This window comes from Dyadobacter ginsengisoli DSM 21015 (assembly GCF_059568735.1).
Window position 1 is genome coordinate 606414 of sequence record NZ_JCANTY010000001.1, and the last position, 19588, is coordinate 626001.

13 protein-coding genes are annotated in these 19588 nt (G+C 51.8%); 8 read left to right on the forward strand and 5 right to left on the reverse strand.

What is annotated here, in order from left to right; all coding sequences use genetic code 11:
* Nucleotide 1: 1 nt before the first annotated feature.
* Entirely contained in the window at nt 2-2398 is a 2397-nt protein-coding gene (locus BP71_RS01970) for a TonB-dependent receptor (RefSeq protein ID WP_496376046.1), read from the reverse strand.
* A gap of 557 nt (nt 2399-2955) precedes the next feature.
* Between BP71_RS01970 and BP71_RS01975 the strand changes: the two genes are divergently transcribed.
* The 3 genes from BP71_RS01975 to BP71_RS01985 all read left to right on the forward strand — a co-directional run bounded on the left by BP71_RS01975 (nt 2956) and on the right by BP71_RS01985 (nt 8533).
* A complete protein-coding gene (locus BP71_RS01975; protein WP_496376048.1) occupies nt 2956-5469 on the forward strand; it encodes a phosphocholine-specific phospholipase C in 2514 nt (837 codons plus the stop codon).
* A 51-nt stretch (nt 5470-5520) separates the two neighbouring features.
* Complete coding sequence (locus BP71_RS01980; protein WP_496376050.1) at nt 5521-7554, forward strand: hypothetical protein; 2034 nt, start codon at nt 5521-5523, stop codon at nt 7552-7554.
* 91 nt (nt 7555-7645) lie between these two features.
* Nucleotides 7646-8533, forward strand: coding sequence for a sugar phosphate isomerase/epimerase family protein (locus BP71_RS01985; protein WP_496376052.1), 888 nt, complete (start codon nt 7646-7648; stop codon nt 8531-8533).
* A 27-nt stretch (nt 8534-8560) separates the two neighbouring features.
* On the opposite strand, the gene BP71_RS01990 is transcribed toward BP71_RS01985, so the two are convergent.
* From BP71_RS01990 to BP71_RS02000, 3 genes are all read right to left on the reverse strand, one after another.
* Nucleotides 8561-8893 carry a YciI family protein gene (locus tag BP71_RS01990; protein WP_496376054.1) on the reverse strand — a complete coding sequence of 111 codons (333 nt, stop codon included), beginning with the start codon at nt 8891-8893 and terminating at the stop codon, nt 8561-8563.
* A 94-nt stretch (nt 8894-8987) separates the two neighbouring features.
* The gene (locus tag BP71_RS01995) at nt 8988-11375 is read right to left on the reverse strand and encodes a TonB-dependent receptor domain-containing protein (RefSeq protein WP_496376056.1); all 2388 of its coding nucleotides are present in this window, start codon (nt 11373-11375) and stop codon (nt 8988-8990) included.
* 106 nt (nt 11376-11481) lie between these two features.
* Entirely contained in the window at nt 11482-12552 is a 1071-nt protein-coding gene (locus tag BP71_RS02000; RefSeq protein WP_496376058.1) for a helix-turn-helix domain-containing protein, read from the reverse strand.
* Nucleotides 12553-12763: 211 nt separating this feature from the next.
* Here BP71_RS02000 and BP71_RS02005 point away from each other — a divergent pair, with 211 nt between their 5' ends.
* From BP71_RS02005 to BP71_RS02020, 4 genes are all read left to right on the forward strand, one after another.
* Nucleotides 12764-13102, forward strand: a complete 339-nt coding sequence (locus tag BP71_RS02005; RefSeq protein ID WP_496376060.1) for a PadR family transcriptional regulator — start codon at nt 12764-12766, stop codon at nt 13100-13102.
* A gap of 1 nt (nt 13103) precedes the next feature.
* The gene (locus BP71_RS02010; RefSeq protein ID WP_496376062.1) at nt 13104-15725 is read left to right on the forward strand and encodes an ABC transporter permease; all 2622 of its coding nucleotides are present in this window, start codon (nt 13104-13106) and stop codon (nt 15723-15725) included.
* A gap of 199 nt (nt 15726-15924) precedes the next feature.
* Entirely contained in the window at nt 15925-16962 is a 1038-nt protein-coding gene (locus BP71_RS02015) for an Atu2307/SP_0267 family LLM class monooxygenase (RefSeq protein ID WP_496376064.1), read from the forward strand.
* A 120-nt stretch (nt 16963-17082) separates the two neighbouring features.
* Nucleotides 17083-17505 (forward strand): SRPBCC family protein, encoded by a 423-nt coding sequence (locus BP71_RS02020; protein ID WP_496376066.1) that lies wholly within the window; start codon nt 17083-17085, stop codon nt 17503-17505.
* 112 nt (nt 17506-17617) lie between these two features.
* Here the strand turns inward: BP71_RS02020 and BP71_RS02025 are convergent, their stop codons facing one another.
* Complete coding sequence (locus BP71_RS02025; protein ID WP_496376068.1) at nt 17618-18421, reverse strand: cupin domain-containing protein; 804 nt, start codon at nt 18419-18421, stop codon at nt 17618-17620.
* Between the two features lie 108 nt (nt 18422-18529).
* On the opposite strand from BP71_RS02025, the gene BP71_RS02030 reads away from it, so the two are divergent.
* A complete protein-coding gene (locus BP71_RS02030; RefSeq protein ID WP_496376070.1) occupies nt 18530-19540 on the forward strand; it encodes an AraC family transcriptional regulator in 1011 nt (336 codons plus the stop codon).
* Nucleotides 19541-19588 lie beyond the last annotated feature (48 nt).

The window sequence follows — 19588 nt, forward strand, 5'->3', positions numbered from 1 at the left end:
TTTAGTGCAGAAAATACCGGAGTTTCAGAGAGAAAGAGCGACCTGGTTTTTGCAGGCGGAAGTTGTCATAAGCCAGGTCGTCGGTCAGGTTGCGGCATTCGGCCGACACATTGTAACGGCCGTCGTGGAACGAGTAGCTCAGTGTTGCATTGTGGATTACCTGGCTCGGGATCGTCGATTTGCCATTTACATTCCCGAATGCTTCCCAGGTCAGGTAGAACCAGTGGACATACTGGGTGTACCAACTGAACTGCAGACGTGAACCTTTGGTGAACACATCGCTTTTGCCGATGCCCAGGTTGGCATTACCAAAAAACCAGGGCTGGTTCGGGATCTTGTTCTTGTAAGTAGCTTCGGGCACATTGGATGTGGTACTGCCGAATTTGGTCATGTTAACCGCACTCTGGTAAGTCGCATTCACGTTGAACGACAGCAGGTCGGCATAGTCGTAGCGCAGTTCCGCCTCGAATCCGGTAACACGCACGCTCGATTTGTTTTCGTTTTTCAATGCTTTGGAGCGCTGGTCGGCTACCGGGTAAATAAAGTCTTTTGCATCGCGGTAAAAACCAGCGGCTTCGGCGAAGAAGCGGTTTTTGCCGGTTTTGAAACCGTAATACGCACCGAGGTTGACATTATCACTGCTCTCGGGTTTCAGGTCGGGGTTAGGTTGCACATTCAGGCCGTCACCGAATACTTCTTCCACTTCCTGCAAGCGGTAGGTATGTTCCAGGGAGAGTTTCACGCCCAGGTCGGCCAATATTTTGTAACGGGTAGCTGCCCCGTAGCCGTAATTCGGAAAGTTGGTGTCGAGTACCTGGTAAGCATTTTCAACCCATTTTTTGCGTTCCAGGCCCAGCCCGTAGTATTTGACAAAAAAAGTGTTCGTCCACTTCTTGTCAAGCAGTTCCTGCTGATAGGCCAACCCTACGATCTGCTTGGTGAGCACGCCCGGCATATCGTCATCCGGCACGATCAATGCATTGTAGCTTTCGTTTTTCAGCCGGTCGAAGGTATAGTTCAGGTTGAATGAATGCTGCTCGTTGAGCGTGTAGCTGACGTTCGCCCGTGTGAATGCACGCGGACGGATGATGTGCGAGAGGGATTTGATGCCCCCCATTTCGGTAGCGCCTTTGGTAGTCCAGGAGCCATCCCAGTAATATTGCCGGAGCAGGGTATCGGCGGTCACATATTTGTCACGGGAGAGCGAAGCGAATACATTCACATCGAGCCCGTTGACGAACAGGTTGCTTTTTTTGTACCGCAGCGTTCCGGTGGAAGACTTGCTTTTTCTCACGACATTGCCATACACAATGGCCTGCTCAAAACCCGTTTGGAGATCCTGACTTCCCTCCGAGTATCCAAATCCCGCATACAGCACATCCGCCCAGCTTTTGTTGGTAATGCCGGCCTCGATCTGTCCCATGCCCGAGCGGTAGTGATCGTGGAAGCGTTTTACATCGGTGGTCACGAAAGTGGCGCCGTTCAGGTCCACGATCTGCTTCCCGTTCCGGATGCCGCCTTCGAGGATCTCGACGCCCTTCATTTTGTAGTTGTTGTCCGAATAGTTGAAGAACCCGCTCGCTTTAATTGTAATGCCTGTCGGTTTGTGGACGTACTGGGTTGTCAATGCCGAACGGTGCGTGTTAAACGATCCGAAGCTGTGGCTCAGGTCGAGGTAATTGGTCTGCTTCTGGTTGGTGATCACATTTACCGCGCCACCCATGGCATCCGAACCCAGTTGCACGGGCACCACTCCTTTGTACACTTCGATCCGTTCCGAAAGATTGACCGGGATATTGTTCAGCGACATCGCGCTGCCCATGACTTCCATCGGGACGCCGTCGATAAAGTACTTTACGGCTTTACCTGAAAGCCCATTGATGGAAAAATTGAAGTTGGACCCCAATCCGCCCTGCTCGCGGATACGGACGCCGGCGCTGCGGTTGAGGACCTGGTTCAGGTCGGCCGTCGTGTTGGCAAACTGTTTCGTCTCGATCGCATTGACCGTAAAGGGTTGTTCCTTGATCTCCTGCGTTTTGGTTTTCCCAAAAACGGAGACCTCCCTGAGGTTTTGCTGGTTTTCCTGTAACTGAAAAGAAAGCGAGAGCAGTTTACCGGATTGGATGTGAATGCTCTGAGAAAATGCTTTGTAACCCATCAGGGAGACCTGGATGGTATATGTCCCTGGCTTAGGGGCTGTCAATGTAAAAGAACCGTCGGCATCGGTGGTAGTTCCGATGGCCGTTTTGACTAATGAAACAGTGGCTCCCGGAAGTGCCTCTCCGGCTTCGGTTTTGACGAAACCCGATACAACGGGCGACTTTTGGGCGACAACGGCAAAGCCACCGATCGCGCATGTAATCAGGAGAAATAAACGTAGGAGTATACTGCGTGGCATGAGGTAACAGATGGTATATCACCTCTTAGTAGCAAAGCACGAATAGAACCGAAGGTCGGCCTTTAAAAAAATAAAATTTAATAAGGCTCAGTCGTAAAAGCCGCAGCGTTTCTTGATTTTCATTTTTAATAGCGGATCGGTGTGATCATTCAAATTTTGCGGACTGTATAAGCTGATAATCTTCGATATACTTCACCATAAGGTTATCAGCGCCTCCCGCTTTGGCGATCGCGATGAGGTCTATCTCCTTATCCCGTGCGGTTTCGTTCCAGGCGGCGTCATGCGACTTCTCCGTAAGTGCGTTGAAACTGAGGTTTTGATTTTCGAGTACCGACTCTTCGATGCATTTGATTTCCGATTCGGAAAGATGGTCCGTATCGAGATCCGCAAAATGTCTTAGCCATCAAAATACATCTTTTTCTCCGGGATTTATGCAGCCCGTCCATAATTCCCGCCCATCATTTCTTAACACTTTCATAAACTGTGGCCATGCGCTGCCTCAGTAATTTTGCCGCTCCTGTTGCTTGTACATGAAATAACCACCGAATACTAAACCCATGGATTCAAGAAGAGAATTTCTCAAAAAGGCGGCGATGCTCGCCGGCGGCACTGGTCTCGCAAGTTTTCTGCCTGAGTCGGTGCAGCGTGCGATGGCGATCAGCCCCGACCCCAACACCACTTACCTGGACGCAGAGCACGTAGTGATCCTGATGCAGGAAAACCGCTCGTTCGATCACAGCTACGGCAAATTGAAAGGTGTGCGCGGCTTCAACGATCCCCGGGCCATTGATTTACCTAATAAGAACAAAGTATGGTTGCAAACCGACCTGAAAGGCGATACGTATGCGCCATTCCGCCTGGACATTAAAAATACCAAGGCCACCTGGATGCATGACCTGCCGCACTCCCGCGAATCGCAGGTAGACGCTTATAATGGCGGGAAATATGATAAATGGCTTACTTCCAAGCGCTCAGGGCACAAGGAATATGCCGAAATGCCGCTGACGCTCGGCTATTACGACCGCGAGGATCTTCCATTCTACTATGCCCTGGCGGACGCTTTCACGATCTGTGACCAGAATTTCTGCTCGTCTATGACGCCGACGCACCCGAACCGCTATTATCTCTGGTCGGGCACCATCCGCGAAAGACCGGACATGGATTCGCTGGCGGTAGTGCGGAACAGCTACTATTCCATCAATAAACCGGTGAAATGGAAGACTTTTCCCGAGCGTATGCAGGAGGCCGGTATCAACTGGAAGTTTTATCAGAACGAAGTCGGTGCGGTGGTGCAGTTCCATCCCGGAGTGGGTTCCTGGCTGAGCAACTTCGGATGTAATCCATTGGAGCGTTACGCGCAGTATGGTGTGAAATATTCGAAGGATTTCATCCATTATGCGCAGCTGGAGGTGGAAAAGATTAAAACAGATTTGCCTGCCTTGAAAGGAAAGATCGAAGCGGCGACGGGGGCGGAGAAAGACAAGCTGACCAAGTCCTTGGACCAGCGCAATGCATTGCTGGAAAGGCTGGAAACGGACCTGGCCGAACACAGTGAAGAGAATTTCAGGAAGCTCTCGGTATTCCGGCAGGAACTTCACCATAACGCATTCGTGACGAACCGCAACGACCCGGATTACCTTAAAATCACGTCGTTGACCTATGAGGAGGGCGGAGAGAAACGTAAAATGGACATGCCGAAGAGCGATATCTTCTACCAGTTCCGCAAGGATGTCAATGAAGGCAAACTGCCGGCGGTTTCCTACCTGGCAGCACCTCAGAATTTTTCGGACCACCCGTCAGCCCCATGGTATGGTGCCTGGTACATTTCGGAAACGCTGGATATCCTGACGAAAAACCCGGAAGTCTGGAAAAAGACCATTTTTATCCTTTGTTACGACGAAAACGACGGTTACTGCGACCATATCCCGCCATTTTCGATTCCGAACCCGTTCAAGCCGAACTCCGGGAAAGTATCGGAAGGCATCGATATTAAAGCCGAATACGTAACGCTGGAACAGGACGAAAGCCAGGTGCCCAAAGCGAATGCGCGCGGCGGTGCGATCGGGCTCGGTTTCCGTGTACCGCTGGTGGTGGCCTCGCCCTGGTCGAGGGGAGGGAAGGTGTGCTCGCAGGTTTTTGACCATACCTCCATCATCCAGTTTCTGGAAGAATTTACAAGTCATAAGTCCAGAAAGCAGGTCCGCGAAACCAACATTACCGAATGGCGCCGGACGATCTGCGGCAATATAAGTACGGTCTTCCAGCCCTACGATCCGTCGGTCTACAAGAAACCGACCCCGGTGAACCGCGAAGAGATCCTGACGACCATTCACAAAGCCCAGTTCAAAGAGGTTCCGGCGAATTTCAAAGCATTGTCAACCAGTGAAATCAGCAGGATCAATGCGAATGCTGCGGGATCGGGGCTTTTGCCCAGGCAGGAACCGGGCACACGACCTTCCTGCGCCATTCCATACGAATTGTATGTAGACGGTAATCTTTCGGCAGATAGGGCCACTTTCGAAATCCGTATGCATGCAGGTAATAAAGTATTCGGCCGGAAATCAGCCGGGGCTCCTTTTATTATCTACGCCATGAATCCCCACGAAGGTGAGGTACTCCGGGTTTGGAATTACGCGGTCAAGGCAGGTGATACACTGACCGAGACCTTTAAACTGGCTGATTTCGAAGACGGGAAATACCATTTGCGGATTTACGGCCCCAACGGCTATTTCCGTGAATTTGCCGGAAATGCACAAGAGCCTGGTGTAGCGGTAAGTTGTAAATATGTTTTGGATCAGAAAGGAAAGCCAACGGGCGACCTGGAACTGATCGCCATCAACCTGGGAAAGAAGGTGCTGACGCTTCAGGTAACCGATAATGCTTATCAGCAGAAAAATGTCGAAGTAAAACTACCTATTGAGGGAACGGTAAAAACGCTCATTCCGGCAGCCAAAAGCCATCAATGGTATGATTTCAATGTACAAAGCGGATCGAAGGAAACTGTAAGACGCTTTGCAGGACGGGTTGAGACGGGTAGGGAGGGTGTTACCGACCCTTTTATGGCTCGGTAACCGTTTGGCTATCAGAGGTAGACATTTCTCAACACCACCTGTCCATTATTCATGAAAACAGCATCCCATACCGTGCATTTCTCGGCTTCCCCGGGAAATGGCACGCAGGTCAATCTTGCGCTCGTCAAAGTGTTTGGTATAACGACGGATTCACCGCAACTGATTGCGGAAACGGAAGTGAATTCCTCTGCATTTGACCTCGATATTCCTGCGAACGATTCCGGGTTTTACTACATTGTATTGACTGTGAAGTCATATAGTATGAACAACACCTCATACGAAATAGGTAGCCGAAACATATCTTTGCTGGCGGTTTTTGATGAGTCGGTTGATGTTGTTTCTGTTGGAGCACATTCCACAATCGCCTGTGCGTATGCATTTGCGCGGTTTACCGGCGTGGACGATCAGGGCATGTTGGAAATCAAGGGAGAAACACGCCGTCTGCGCATTGCGTACGGGATGAAGAATAATTTTGTTTACACAGAGGGGACGATCTCGAAGGTGATCTCTTCATCGCCTAATGGACTGGAAACCAATAGTTACGCACTGTTTAATTTTCTGTCTAACCTCTTGTATTACAGCCTTACGGAATCGGCTGTATATCAGCAGTTTCTGGCATTGGCATCACCGGACAGCATCGCCAAGTCGTTTCTGAGTGCATTGATGCATTTGGTATACAAACCTTTCAGCAATGTCCAGCCTATTTATGAACTGATCAGTTCGCAGACGCAGGTATTCGAACCATCATTACCCGGCCTGGACCTGCCGTCGCACAAAACACCGATCCCCGACCAATGGACGCTGACTGTCAAATGCAATGACTCGGGCGCGCAGAATTTTCTTCCGAGCGGATTAGCCTTCGTGGTTTTTGATAAGGAGGATAAGGCATGGATCACCAACAATTTTCGTGCAGGAACGGCTTTTTCGGGCACACACGCGCTGGTACTCAATTCGGACGGCTCGCCGAATGCGCTCTCACCGTTGTTCGGGGGCGGTATCCTGGGTTCGGGATTTGGTGCGGCCATACATCCTTCACTGGAAACGATCGCGATCGGCAACTTCGGCTGGGGGCCTTCCGACTTCAATCCTGAAACCGGCAGCGTTTCGGTGTTTTCGTATGACGGAAAGGCGCAATGCCCGACCAATGGCTTCACAAACGGTATTTGCCGGATACAGGGTCTGACTTACGACAACCAGGGCAACCTCTGGATGGGCTCCATCGGTAATCAAAAGCCTTTCGCACCGGCACCCGATGGCCTTTACAGCTTCCCGAATCAGAATAGCGCGGTAGTCGTATACCTGGGTGGCGATCCCAACCGCATGATTTCGTTCGATAATTTCCTGGGCAAACCCAGCCCATATCACAACACGTTCGACGTCGTGATCGACAACGAGGGAAATGGCATCGTGTCGAACATCGGCAACGACGATTATGGGTTACAGTCCTCGGTTTACAAATTCAAAATTGAAAATGACGAGCTGGTGTGCCTCGGCTACTGGGTGAGCGATTATGTGAACGCCCGCAACCCGGCGTCGGTGGGTTATGAGCAGCTCAGACAGGTGACCGTGAATGCGCAGAACGAGATTTTCGTGGGAGGTGTCACCAGCAGCCGGGTAGTCAAGCTCGATCCGACCCTTAAAAACGTGCTGAAAGTGTTTACAAAAAATGTTCACGCCGCCTGGGGCGTGCGGATGGACAAGGCAGGCGTGCTCTACATCGCCAATTTTGCGCAGGAAACAGGCCGCAGCAGCGCAATAGACAGCCTGGATATGCACGGGCCATTCGGTGTGACGGTGATTTATAATGAGGATGAAAATACTTCGCAGATGATGACCCTGCCCACGGGCGGCGCGGGGGTGACCCTTGCGAATGGCCAACCGCTTTACGGCAGCCAGGCGGGCCCGCTGGGACGTGCCTTCAAGCCCTGCTATGAGCCGATTATGCGATTAACTTCAACCAATGTGGATGGGGCCGGCAATGTCTGGGCGATGAATAACTGGAAACCGTCTATTTATGAGGATATCAAAGACAATCCGGGCGGGGACGGAGTGGTGATTTTTGTGGGTGTGGCGGAACCGTCGTGAAGGATAGGAGGTAATTGAATGAATGAACGAATGGGTGGCCCGTTCCAGGGCGGCTCGTTCCACGGAGGCTCATTAAACCATTGACACTTCCATGATCCAAAAACTGTTTCTGTTAAGCGCCGTACTGATCTGTCAGAATGTTGTGGCGCAAAAAGGTACTGATAATATTTATGCCCGGCAGAACCTTATTGCCTGGTGCATTGTGCCGTTCGATTCGAAAGAACGGAACCCTGAGCAACGTGCCGAAATGCTGAACAAACTCGGATTTACGATGCTCGCGTACGACTGGCGGGAAAAGCATATTCCGGAATTCGACGCCGAGCTGGAGGCGTTGAAAAAGCATCGAATCAAGTTGCAGGCATTCTGGCTCTACTCCGGGCCCCACCCCGAGAATGACAAAAACCTGCCCATTATCCTCGATTTGCTGAAACGGCACAATGTCAGGACGGAGATCTGGTGCATGATCGGCGGGATCAGGGATCTGGATAAAATGACGCAGCAGCAGAAGGTGGAAGCGGTAGCGAAACCGGTTGCCTACATTGCCGACAAAGCCGCCGAAATTGGTTGCACGGTAGGTTTGTACAACCACGGCGGTTGGTATGGGATGCCAGAAAACCAACTGGAAGTGATGAGCTATTTAAAAAGACCAAATATCGGGATAGTCTATAACCTGCATCATGCGGAAGAAGATATCGGGCGGTTTCAGGAGTTTTTTCCGAAAATCCTGCCGCACCTGATGGCCGTTAATCTGATGGGGCTTAAAAAAGGCAATCCGGTGAAAGTGGTACCGATTGGTGAGGGAGACGCCGAGGCTGAGATGATCCGCGTGATCCGCGAGAGCAACTACCGCGGCCCGATCGGCATTATCAACGAAGAAACTGCGCCCGACGCGGAAGTCGGACTTACGATGAATGTCGATGGTTTGAAAAAGATACTCAAAGAGCAGGGCGACCATGCTGCCCTGAAAACTTTTAAATAGGGAGAAGGGAGGAGGGAGGGGGAAGAGTTATTGCTGCATTTCTCTTACTTCGGCGTAGCCGTCGAATTCGTAGATGGGACAACCTGCGGCAATGGTCGTGGCTTCGTCGAGGTCTTCGGCTTTGAGGAGCAGAAATCCGCCGATAATTTCAGTACCGGTCTGATGAATGCCCTCGCTGGTCTGCCCATCCTTGATAATGCGGCCGTTGAGCGTCAGTCCGCTGCCGCCCGCGAGCTTGCCTTTCGCCCCCCATTCGGCAAACCATTTCGACCAGTTTTCACGATGTGCTGCGATCGCTTCGTCGGTGTGGGTGCCCTGGCGACCGTCGGGTTCACGGAAAATGACAATGTAATTCTTCATAGTTTTCGGATTGAAGTGAATAACCCAAAAATAGCGCCTCTCCGCAATCGGTGCGTACGTAGCAAGCTGAATTTAATCACTATTTAATACCCTGTCACCTGGCCCTGTTCTGTTCGCTTTCCCCTGTCGATCTGCTGTTGAATGTAATTTTTCCGGACCGCCCGAACCGGTAGTTGGCACTGACGCCAAAGTATGCGGTAGAGTAGGTACGGTGGTAATAAATGTTGGTCTGCCCCACGCTGTATTTTCCATGGACGTGGCTTTGGTGGAATATGTCATTGGCGGTCAACCGGATTTTGAGTGCATTCTTGAAAAAATCCTTTTCCAGGCCCACCGTGATGGTGGAACGGCTAAAATCATTGTATAGTCCCTGTGACCTTTTGCTGAGGTACCACGCCACCAGTTGAATCTTAAACAGATGGTTTACATCCAACGTATTGTTGGTATAGGCGTAGACCTGCGGTCTGGGTTTGAGGACCCCGAATCCGTATTGGTTATCAACCAGGTTGTTCCGGCTCACCGTCACGGTGTTTGTCGTACTCCACCAGTTGAGATTGAATGTGGCTGAGGCGGTCAGGAAAAAAGAATGTTCCCTGGCCAGATTGATGCCTTTCAGCACATAGCTGTTCGGCCCGTCGCCCCGTAATGCGGCGCCGCTGAGCCTGTCTTTCGTATAGGTGTAGCCCCCGCGCAGATCGAGCTGCCTGAACTGGAAACCGGTCTCGAACGTATGGATCTTTTCCGGTTTGAGATTGGGGTTACCCTCGATGGTCGTGAACGGATCCTGATAGATCACAAAAGGGTTAAGGGCCTGATAGCGCGGACGGGTAATCTTGGAAATATAGGAAATGCGGCTTTGCAGCCCATTCGTGAAGTTTTTACTGATAAAAAGGTTTGGGAATACATTAAAATAACGGTCACCGATGTCTTGTCCTCCCCGCGCGGTGGTGTTAAGGGCGTAGCTTGTCCATTCGCCACGTGCTCCGGCACCAAACCGCACATGGCCCTTCAAACTGCCCTGATAATTAAGATAAGCGGCAGGCACCTTTTCAACATAACGGAAATGGCTGCTCAGGCCCGGATCCGGTGCGAATGGGCCGTCTTCCACGGAAACCAGGAAATCGGTGCCCGAACCATTGTCCGCATAGCTGAATTTTGCTCCGGTTTCCAGCCTGCCGCCGTGGCGAAGTGCTTTGGTATAATCAGCCTGTGTGCTCGAAATGTTGATGCGTATCCGTACATCGTTGAGCAGGTGCCGAACGGACGTGCTGTCGCTGACGAGGCTGGTTTCGCCGATCCGGTCATGCTGGTCGGTCCGGAAGCGGGCATACTGGCTTCCGATAAACCATGCCGAGCCCAATGTGTCCAATGCCTGTTGGAAATTGAGGGTAATGGCGTGGTTCCAGCGTTTTTCATCCTTCGCGATCCGGCTTTGGTAGAAACTGGTACCCGAAACATCCGTAAGCGCATTGCTGCTGTTCTGGCTGCCACCCTGACTGTTCAGATTCCCTTTGTAAGTCAATGATACATAGCTGTTTTCTTTTAAGTTAAGCTGGGCACCGATGCCGAAGTTGGAATAGTTGCGCATTTTGCGTTGCCAATCGGTGGTGAGGTCAGAATGCAGATATTCGGTCGGAGAAGGCCGGGTACGTGTGGTATGGAGCACTTCGCGGTCGTTGCCGGTTTCGTCCGCATAATTGGCTTGCAGGGAGAGCCTGTTGTGCATGTATTGCAGATCGGCCAGCGTGTTGAGCTCGCTTCCCGCGAATTTGGTATAGGCATATTGCTGGGTTAGCGAACCGGTCGTGCCACTAACGTTAACGGATTTGGTGATGATGTTAATCACCGCTTTGCCTTCCGCATCGTAACGGGCCGAGGGGTTTGGGATCACTTCCACCCGGGCGATCCGGCTCACGGGAATGGCCGCCATCTGTTCGTAGGGGATGGCCTGTCCATTCAGGAAAATCATTGCTTCACCCCGGCCCACGACGCCCACCCGCCCTTCGGCGAACGTAATGCCGGGCGATCGTTCCAGCAGCTCGGTGGCCGAGGTGCTGGCTGCCAGAATGCTGCCGGATACCTGTATTTCGGTGGTGCCGTTTGCGCCCGGCGTCACGAGCGGTGCCTGCCCGCGCACGGTTACGCCCGCGAGCGCCTGCACCTGTTCACGCATGACGATCGTGCCAAGGTCGATCTGCACACGGCCTTCCCGGTGAATGATGATGGTTGTATCGGACAGGCCGACGCTACTTAGCCGCAATGCGACGGAATTCTCACTGATGCCGGTGAAAGTGATGCGGCCGTCTTCGAACGGGGCGCCCTGCAAAAGCGTAGAATCGGGCAGTGCGAGCAGGCGGCCATAAACCGCTATGGATTGCTGGTTTGCATTGGCGGTGCGGCCGGAAACCGAGTAGTGGTTCTGGGCAAGCGAGATTTGGGAAAGCAGGAGTGCAATAGAGATAATGACGCCGGAAAATTTCATGGCTGTTGACAATGGATTTGGTTTGAAGCAAAAATCCAAAGCCTGCCGTTTCCGGAGGTGTGTAAAAGGTGAATCAGGAGTACGGATTTATAAATTCGTACTCCGGCTAGTCGGTAATGGCTTGATTGACCGTTTGTTGGTAGCCTGACGGCGTCACGCCCTTCACCTTCTTGAATGCTGCAAAAAATGTTGATTTGGAATTGAATCCCACCTCATAGCCAATCGCTTCAAGGGTGAGATGCTGGTCGGTGGTGATCATTTTACAGGCTTCTGCAATCCGCCATTCGTTGACATACGTCGTGAAATTCTTGCCGAGATGGTCATTCAGCAGCGCCGAAAGCTGGTGGCCGGAAGCTTGTATCTCCCGTGACAGGTCGTGTAATTTCAGATCGGGATTTTTGTAAATGGCCTTCTCGGTCATCACCTTTTCGAGTTTGTTCAGCCATATTTCTGCATCGCTTTCATTGAGTTTTTTGGTGACGGGTTTATCGGGCAACAGCAAAAAAAGCTCGTCGGTCTTCTTTTTGTAAATCACGAGCGTCACCATCAGATAGAGGATCAGTGAGAAGGCAATAGAACCGCTGATGTATGAAGCAAACGGGGCGTTCACCAATGAGGAAAAATACAGGAGGAATATCAGCACATTACCCATGAAAATCATCGAAATCCAGGTTTCAGCCGGTTTCATGTTATAGGACCGGCTGAACAGTTTTTGAAGCAGCCCGCGAATCAGAATGCCGGACCAAAGCAGGAACACGAACCATTGCAGGTAGATGACCCGGGCTATTACTTTATTCCACAATACCGGGTACTCCGAATAGGGGAAGCCGATCCCGACAACCAGCGTGAGGGCCGCCAGCACAACGAGCGTCCAAACCCAGCTTCTGGGCATTTTTTCTATCGGTGTAATAGCGGAACGAACGAAATAGTACAGGAACGGACCAATGAAGAAGCAGGCCGACAATCCGATCTGGAGGTATATTTTGGGCAGCTTCCCGTCGAAATACAGGCATACCGATTTGGCAATACGGACGCTCGATGCGAGGAGCAATGCGCCCAGGAAGTCATTGGCGAGGTATTTCTTTTGGGTAAAAAACAGGAGGAATAAACCGAGTAGTAGCCCGTTGAACGCGCCGAGTGCACTGAAAAAGAACAGAATCTCTTTGCCGATATCCATATAACAGAACAGATTATACTCCAAATGTAACTGATAGGCAACCGGTTTTCAAACAGGAATGGCGCCTTGTCCGCTTTGAAAGTATGAATGTTCAAAATCGGACATTAATCCGGGTTCGCTGACCGCCCAAACCGGTCCAGCGTGGCTGAATACATTTTTTTTAATTTGGCATGGCATTTGCCCGACATTATCGGAATAAATCATTGTTGCCATGAAAAGAACATTTCTGGGTGAGCTGGAAGAGGTGGTCCTGCTGACGGTCGCGATATTGGACGAAGAAGCCTACGCGGTAACCGTTGCACAGGAGCTCGATCAAAAAACCGGCCGCTCCCTTGGGTTCAGCACCGTACATACCACCTTGCAGCGGTTGGAAGAAAAAGGCTATCTGTCGTCCGAAATGGGCGGAGCCACTGCCGAGCGCGGAGGTCGTCGCAAACGTTTTTTTCGTGTGACCGCATTCGGTCGCAGGGCATTACGCGAAGCGAAAGAGGCGAGGGAAGCATTGTGGAATGCCATGTCGCCGCAGACACTTCAGTTGATGGCGAATTGATATGAAGCAAAAATCACACGCCGCCGTAAAACCGCCGCGCTGGGCCGATTGGCTGATCGCGCGCTGGTCGCATCCCGACGCCCGCGAGGAATTGCAGGGAGATATGCTCGAAATGCACGCCTACTGGGTCGAAAGCCACGGTAAAAGAGTTGCCAACCAGAAATACATCCTTAGCGCCATCCGGTTGATGAGACCATTTGCGCGCCCCCAAAGGACAAAAAACTATTCCGAAACCTATTCATTCAGTCCGGCCATGATCCAGAATTATTTCAAAATCGCGTTCCGTAACCTGCTCAAAAGCAAGTCATTTTCGGCCATCAACGTCCTTGGTCTCGCTTTGGGAATGGCATGCAGTCTCATCATCATGCTCTGGATCCGCGACGAGCTGGCTGTTGACGGTTTCCATGCCAACAAGGATCAGTTGTACCGTATTTATATGCGCGAATATTTCAGCGGCAAGGTACAGGGCGTGATCTGGACCCCGGGACCGCTCGCCGACGAGCTGAAAAAGTCGGTGCCCGAAATCGAGATGACCACGCCATTTTCCTGGCCCGGGCAGCAAACCTTCTCGGTGGGTAACACCATCCACAAGCAGGAGACGAATTGGGCAAGCGGTGATTTCTTTAAAATGTTCAGTTATCAACTCCTGCAGGGTACACCCGAAGCCGCATTGCGCGACCGCAACAGCATAGCCATTTCAAGGAATATGGCTGAGGCGTTTTTTCACAGCCCCGAGGCAGCAATGGGAAAGGCCATCCGGTTCGATAACCGCAAGGAAATGACGGTCACCGCCGTTTTCGAAAATATCGGAGCCAACAGCACATTGAAATTCGACTGTCTTATGACCTGGGACGCCTACACGGATGACAACGGCTGGGCAAAAGAATGGGGTAACACCGATCCGGTGACCTTTTTCAAACTGCGAAAAGATGCCGACCCGGCAAAGGTGGAAGCGAAACTGCTCCATTTGCTCGATAAAACCAACCGCGACGCCGGCAAGCCTTTCAAGACACAGCTCGCCATGCAGCCCTTTCATGACTATTACCTGAACAGCAATATCAAGGACGCCAAAATGGATGGCGGACGCATCGAATACATCCGTCTGTTCAGTTTTGTAGCGGTGTTTATCCTGCTGATTGCCTGTATCAATTTCATGAATCTCGCTACCGCACGTTCCGCATGTCGCGCGAAGGAAGTGGGTGTACGCAAGGTAGTTGGCGCAATGCGTTCGATGCTGGCGGGGCAGTTTATGGGGGAGGCGTTCCTGATTGCGCTCCTGTCCATCGCGCTGGCGGTGGTGCTGGTTGCATTACTGCTGCCCGCATTCAACAATCTTACCGGCAAACATATGATATTGCCCGTTTCAGAACCATCATTCTGGGGCATTATCGCCGGCCTGCTGGCCGTTACCGGATTGCTGGCGGGCAGTTACCCGGCGTTGTTTCTGTCCTCGCTCAACCCGGTACGCATTCTCAAAGGAACCTTGAAATTCGACTCCGGGTCGGTTTGGGTACGGCAGGGGCTGGTGGTGTTTCAGTTTGGGTTGTCAGTGATCTTGATCGTCGGCATGATCATTATTTACCGGCAGGTAGGTTTTGTTCAAAGTAAAAACCTGGGTTTTGACAGGGACAATCTGGCCTATTTCCCTATCGAAGGGGAATTATTCAAAAAATATGATCTCCTGAAAGAAGAGCTGTCGCAGATTCCGGGTGTTAGGGATGTAACGCACATGACTGCGACACCGGCCTCTAATGGTAACGGTACTGAAGGCATTTCCTGGCCGGGCAGCGATCCAAACGCGCAGGTAAGGTTTACACCACTTGGCGTAGGTTACGGGTTTGCCCAAACGATGAAACTGCAAATCGTGCAGGGCCGCGATTTCTCCAAGGCTTTCGCTACGGATTCGACAGGCTTTGTCATTAACGAAACGGCATGGAAGGCAATGGGCTTCAAAGACCCGATCGGGCAGCCGATCAAATGGGGAAATGCAAAAGGAACGATCATTGGCGTGCTGAAAGATTTTCACTTCCAGTCGCTGCACACGGCCATCCGGCCCATGATCGCCTACCTGGGTGCCCGGCAACCGCAGGGTAGTGTCGTGATACGGATCGAGGCGGGTAAAACGCCCGAAACGCTGGCATCGGTAGATCAGGTGTGCAAAAAACTCAACCCGAATGTGCCGTTCACCTATGCATTCACGGACCAGGAATACGCCAGGCAATACCAAAGCGAGCAGGTCGTAGGCAAGCTGGCAGGGTACTTTGCTTTTCTGGCGATCTTCATCTCATGCCTCGGATTGTTCGGTCTGGCGGCATTCACTGCCGAGCAACGTACGAAGGAGATCGGCGTCCGGAAGGTGCTGGGTGCTTCGGTAACGGGCATTGTCGGATTGCTTTCCAAAGATTTTCTGAAACTGGTCCTCATGGCGATTGTGCTGGCATCGCCCGTGGCTTGGTATATTATGAGGCAATGGCTGCAAGGTTTCGCCTATCAGATCGATATCGAGTGGTGGATGTTCGCATTGGCAGGCATCATATCGGTGCTGATCGCGGTGTTCACAATCAGTTTTCAGTCGGTCAGGGCAGCGATGATGAATCCGGTGAAGAGTTTGAAGAGTGAGTAGGAGAGTCGGTATACTTTTGGATACTGCCTTCCGTCCTGATTTCGGAATCTAAGTGTTGATTTGCTGGTTTATCTTATTGAATGCGGATATTTAGAATGCCACGAAGGTGCAGGGATGGTGACGAATTTGGAACTGTACATTTGCGTTAATTCGGGGCAGGCAAAAGCCGCAGGAAAGTTAATCAGCATTATCAAACATCATGGAAATAGGAATCAGTATGTTCGGGGATTTGGCTTTTAACAATGCCACCCGTTCTTTTCAGTCGCCTCAGGAGCGCTTGCAGGACATGTTGGAAGAAATTAAGCTGGCCGATGAGGTCGGGTTGGACGTATTCGGGATCGGTGAACACCACCGGCCGGACTTCGCCGTATCAACACCTGAGATCATCCTCGCTGCGGCGGCTTCGATTACGAAAAATATCAAACTTACCAGTTCGGTAACCGTTCTGAGCTCTTCCGATCCGGTGCGGGTTTATCAGAATTTTTCGACCGTCGACCTGATTTCGGGAGGCCGTGCCGAGATTACAGTCGGCCGGGGAAGTTTCATCGAGTCATTCCCGCTTTTTGGTTATAATCTGGATGATTACAATGGGCTGTTTTCCGAAAAGCTGCAATTGCTAAAAGAGATCAATGAGAACGACGTCGTTACCTGGAAAGGCAAGTTCCGCGCCACGCTCGACCGCCAGGAAGTATTGCCAAGGGCGGTGGATAATCGGCTCGATATCTGGATTGCTGTCGGAGGTACGCCTCAGTCGGTGGTAAGGGCGGCACGGATGGGTTATCCGCTGATCATCGCGATCATCGGCGGTATGCCTTCCCAGTTCAAACCATTTTTTGAATTATACAAAACGGAATACCTGGAAGCAGGCCATGACCCTGCCAAAATGCAGCTGGCTACCCATTCACACGGCCTGGTAGGATTAGATGGTCATGCATTGTCCGACCTGTATTTCCCTTCCTACGCCAGTCAGATGGACCGGGTAGGGAAGAGCAGGGGATGGGCCCCGTACACCCGTGCACAGTTCGAAGGCGGACAGAGCCGTGAAGGCGCGTTGTTTGTAGGCGAACCCAACGAGGTGGTCGATAAAATACTTTATCATCAGGAGATGTTCGGGCTGACCCGCTTTCTCATGCATACGGACGTGGGGGCGCCTGCGCACAAAGACCTGATGAAGTCCATTGAACTGCTCGGAACGCATGTTGCACCGGCAGTTAAAAAGGCTTTGGCTGTAAAATAACGGAGGTTTTGAAACGGGTGACGCAAACGCACCCGTTTTTTGTCGCAACGGGCATCGTTCCGTCTCCCGTAAACCTGGCAACTTTGTAACATCAATCAATCACTAAAAAACACAAAGGAAATGGAAACGACAACACAACCTGTAACCATCGAAGCTACAATCAACGCACCTATCGGACAAGTGTGGGAGCAATTCAACGGTCCGGAACACATTACCCAGTGGTGTGCCGCCTCAGACGACTGGCATGCGCCCTATTCTGAAAACGACCTGCGCGTAGACGGAACCTTCAAAACCACTATGGCCGCCAAAGACGGCAGTTTCAGCTTCGATTTCGGCGGTGTGTATACCAGAGTGGAGGACCAACGCCACATCGCCTATACGATGGGTGATGGCCGGAAGGTAACGGTGTTATTCGAAAAGGATGGCGATGCCACGAAAGTGGTCGAAACATTTGATCCTGAAAATACCCACCCGGTCGATTTCCAGCAGGCAGGCTGGCAGGCGATACTGGATAACTTTAAGAAATACGCGGAAGCGAATTAAAAAGGGGTTTAAACTGTGAAAGCCGGGCTGATCTGTCGAGATCGGTCCGGCTTTTTTTGCGCTATAATAAAGGCTACGACGCTCGCCAGGGCATTGTACCGACAGCCTGAGACTACACACAATATCTCCGGACCATTTCCAGATCATATCGCTTCCGGCGGGCAAGCTGATATAAAAACGGCAGAAATGGATTGATCAACGCCTGTTTGCCGCAAAGCCGCATGTCGCTGATTGTGAGGATGACGGAGGCTTTCAGAAGGTCGTTCCAGCTTTTCATTTCTGCTTTCCCTTCGTTGGCCAGACCGTAGAGCATGCGTAACGAATACTCGAAGCCTTCGTGCCCGGGTTCGATGACGCACCGGAACCGGACCGGCTTTCTTCCCGGATTGGAGAAATTGTGCGGCATTCCAATGGGTACCGTAAAGGCTTCACCGGGTTCGAGGAGCAGTTTGTTTTTGCCCGCGGTGACTTCGAGCGCGCCTTCGAGGGGAATGAATGTTTCGGTAAAATTCCGGTGCGTATGCAGGTCGTTGCCGCCGCCGGGCCTCAGTTCCACCTCCAGCTCGGTGATCTTGTACCCGCTCTCACGCGCTGTGGTCAGGAATGTGACCGTGTAGTCCGGATTGGAGATCACCGTGGGGAGGGTACCCGTTAGGTTCTGTTCGATAAAAGTTTCCATGGCTGTTTTGAATGGTTTGAATGGATGGTACAAAATAACCGGATGAGCTACGGAAAGACGATGGCACTTTACGCCAGGTATGTGGCACTTCACGCCATTTTTACCGACTTTGCGTAAGATAAAGACTTGTGTTCTGACGGTCGTTTCGCTCGCCGTTCCCATGTACACGGGAAGGTCCATCATGACCCGCTTAAGAACTTTTCCTTTTTTTAGCCTGCGTTTGCTGTTAGTTTCCATGGCTGTTTTTAATAGACTTTGACCACGCAGCAAAGTAACCGGTCCGGCGGGCGGAAGCCGTTGCTGTTTTGCACCATGAAATTGTAGTTCACGTCATTTTTTAGGGATATGTATGCAACAGTCCGCGTTCTAAGGAATATCATATACGCCGCTGTGGCGAAGGGGGGCAATCTCACGCGCCTATGTGCCATGTTGGGCATTACGCAGGCCGATTTAAATGATGCCGACAGGCGGATCGAAGGATTGAAGCCGGTGGTGGATCTCTGGAATGAGGTGGTATCCGGCACCGGCGACAGGGCATTCGGGTTGCATATGGGGCAGGGGAACAACCCGTCGATCCTGGGGGTGCTGGGGTACCTCATGCAAAGCTGCCGCACGATGAAGGAAACTTATGCAGAGATCGTCCGGTATCAGCAGACTGTGTCCGGCTGGATCTCGTATGACTATCTTTCAGGCAAACATTTCGAGCTCGTTTTTAGAGTAAACCCGCTTTGGGAGCATGCCTCGCCGGAAACCGCGCGACAGGCCATTGAAATGGCAGCAAGTGGCGCACCGAACTACATCTATATCTTCACCGGCAGGCGGATTTACCCCGAGCGCGTCGAATTCGCCCACAAGAGTCCGGTACCGGCGGGGGAGTATGAACAGATATTCAAATGCCCGGTCGCTTTTGGCAGAGAACAAAACCGGTTGATCTTCGGGCCTGGCCTGGGCGACATGCCGCTGATCAGCGCGGACGAGTCGTTGCACGCTTCTTTTGCCCAGATTCTCCGAGATAAATGCGCTGCCAGCGGCCGGTCGAGTCGGTTCAGCGAACAGGTCCGGACCGTCGTTACCCGTGATTTCGCCGGGAAAACTCCCTCGCTCGAAGTCATCGCCGCGCACATGAATGTCAGCGAGCGCTCATTCCAGCGGTATCTGCGGCAGGACGGGGAAAGTTACCGGTCGCTGGGTGCCAAGATCAAGAAAGAGCTGGCGTTCAATCTGCTGAAAAATACAGATGCCACCGTGCTTGCGATCTCCGAGGTGCTCGGCTACACCGAACCCAGCGCGTTTCATCGGGCGTTCAGGAACTGGACCCAGACCAGCCCCGTCCGTAAAAAGCAGACCCTTCACTGAGCAGAAAAAAGTAGATCGCCATTCGCAGGACTTTATTTATTTTTGAAG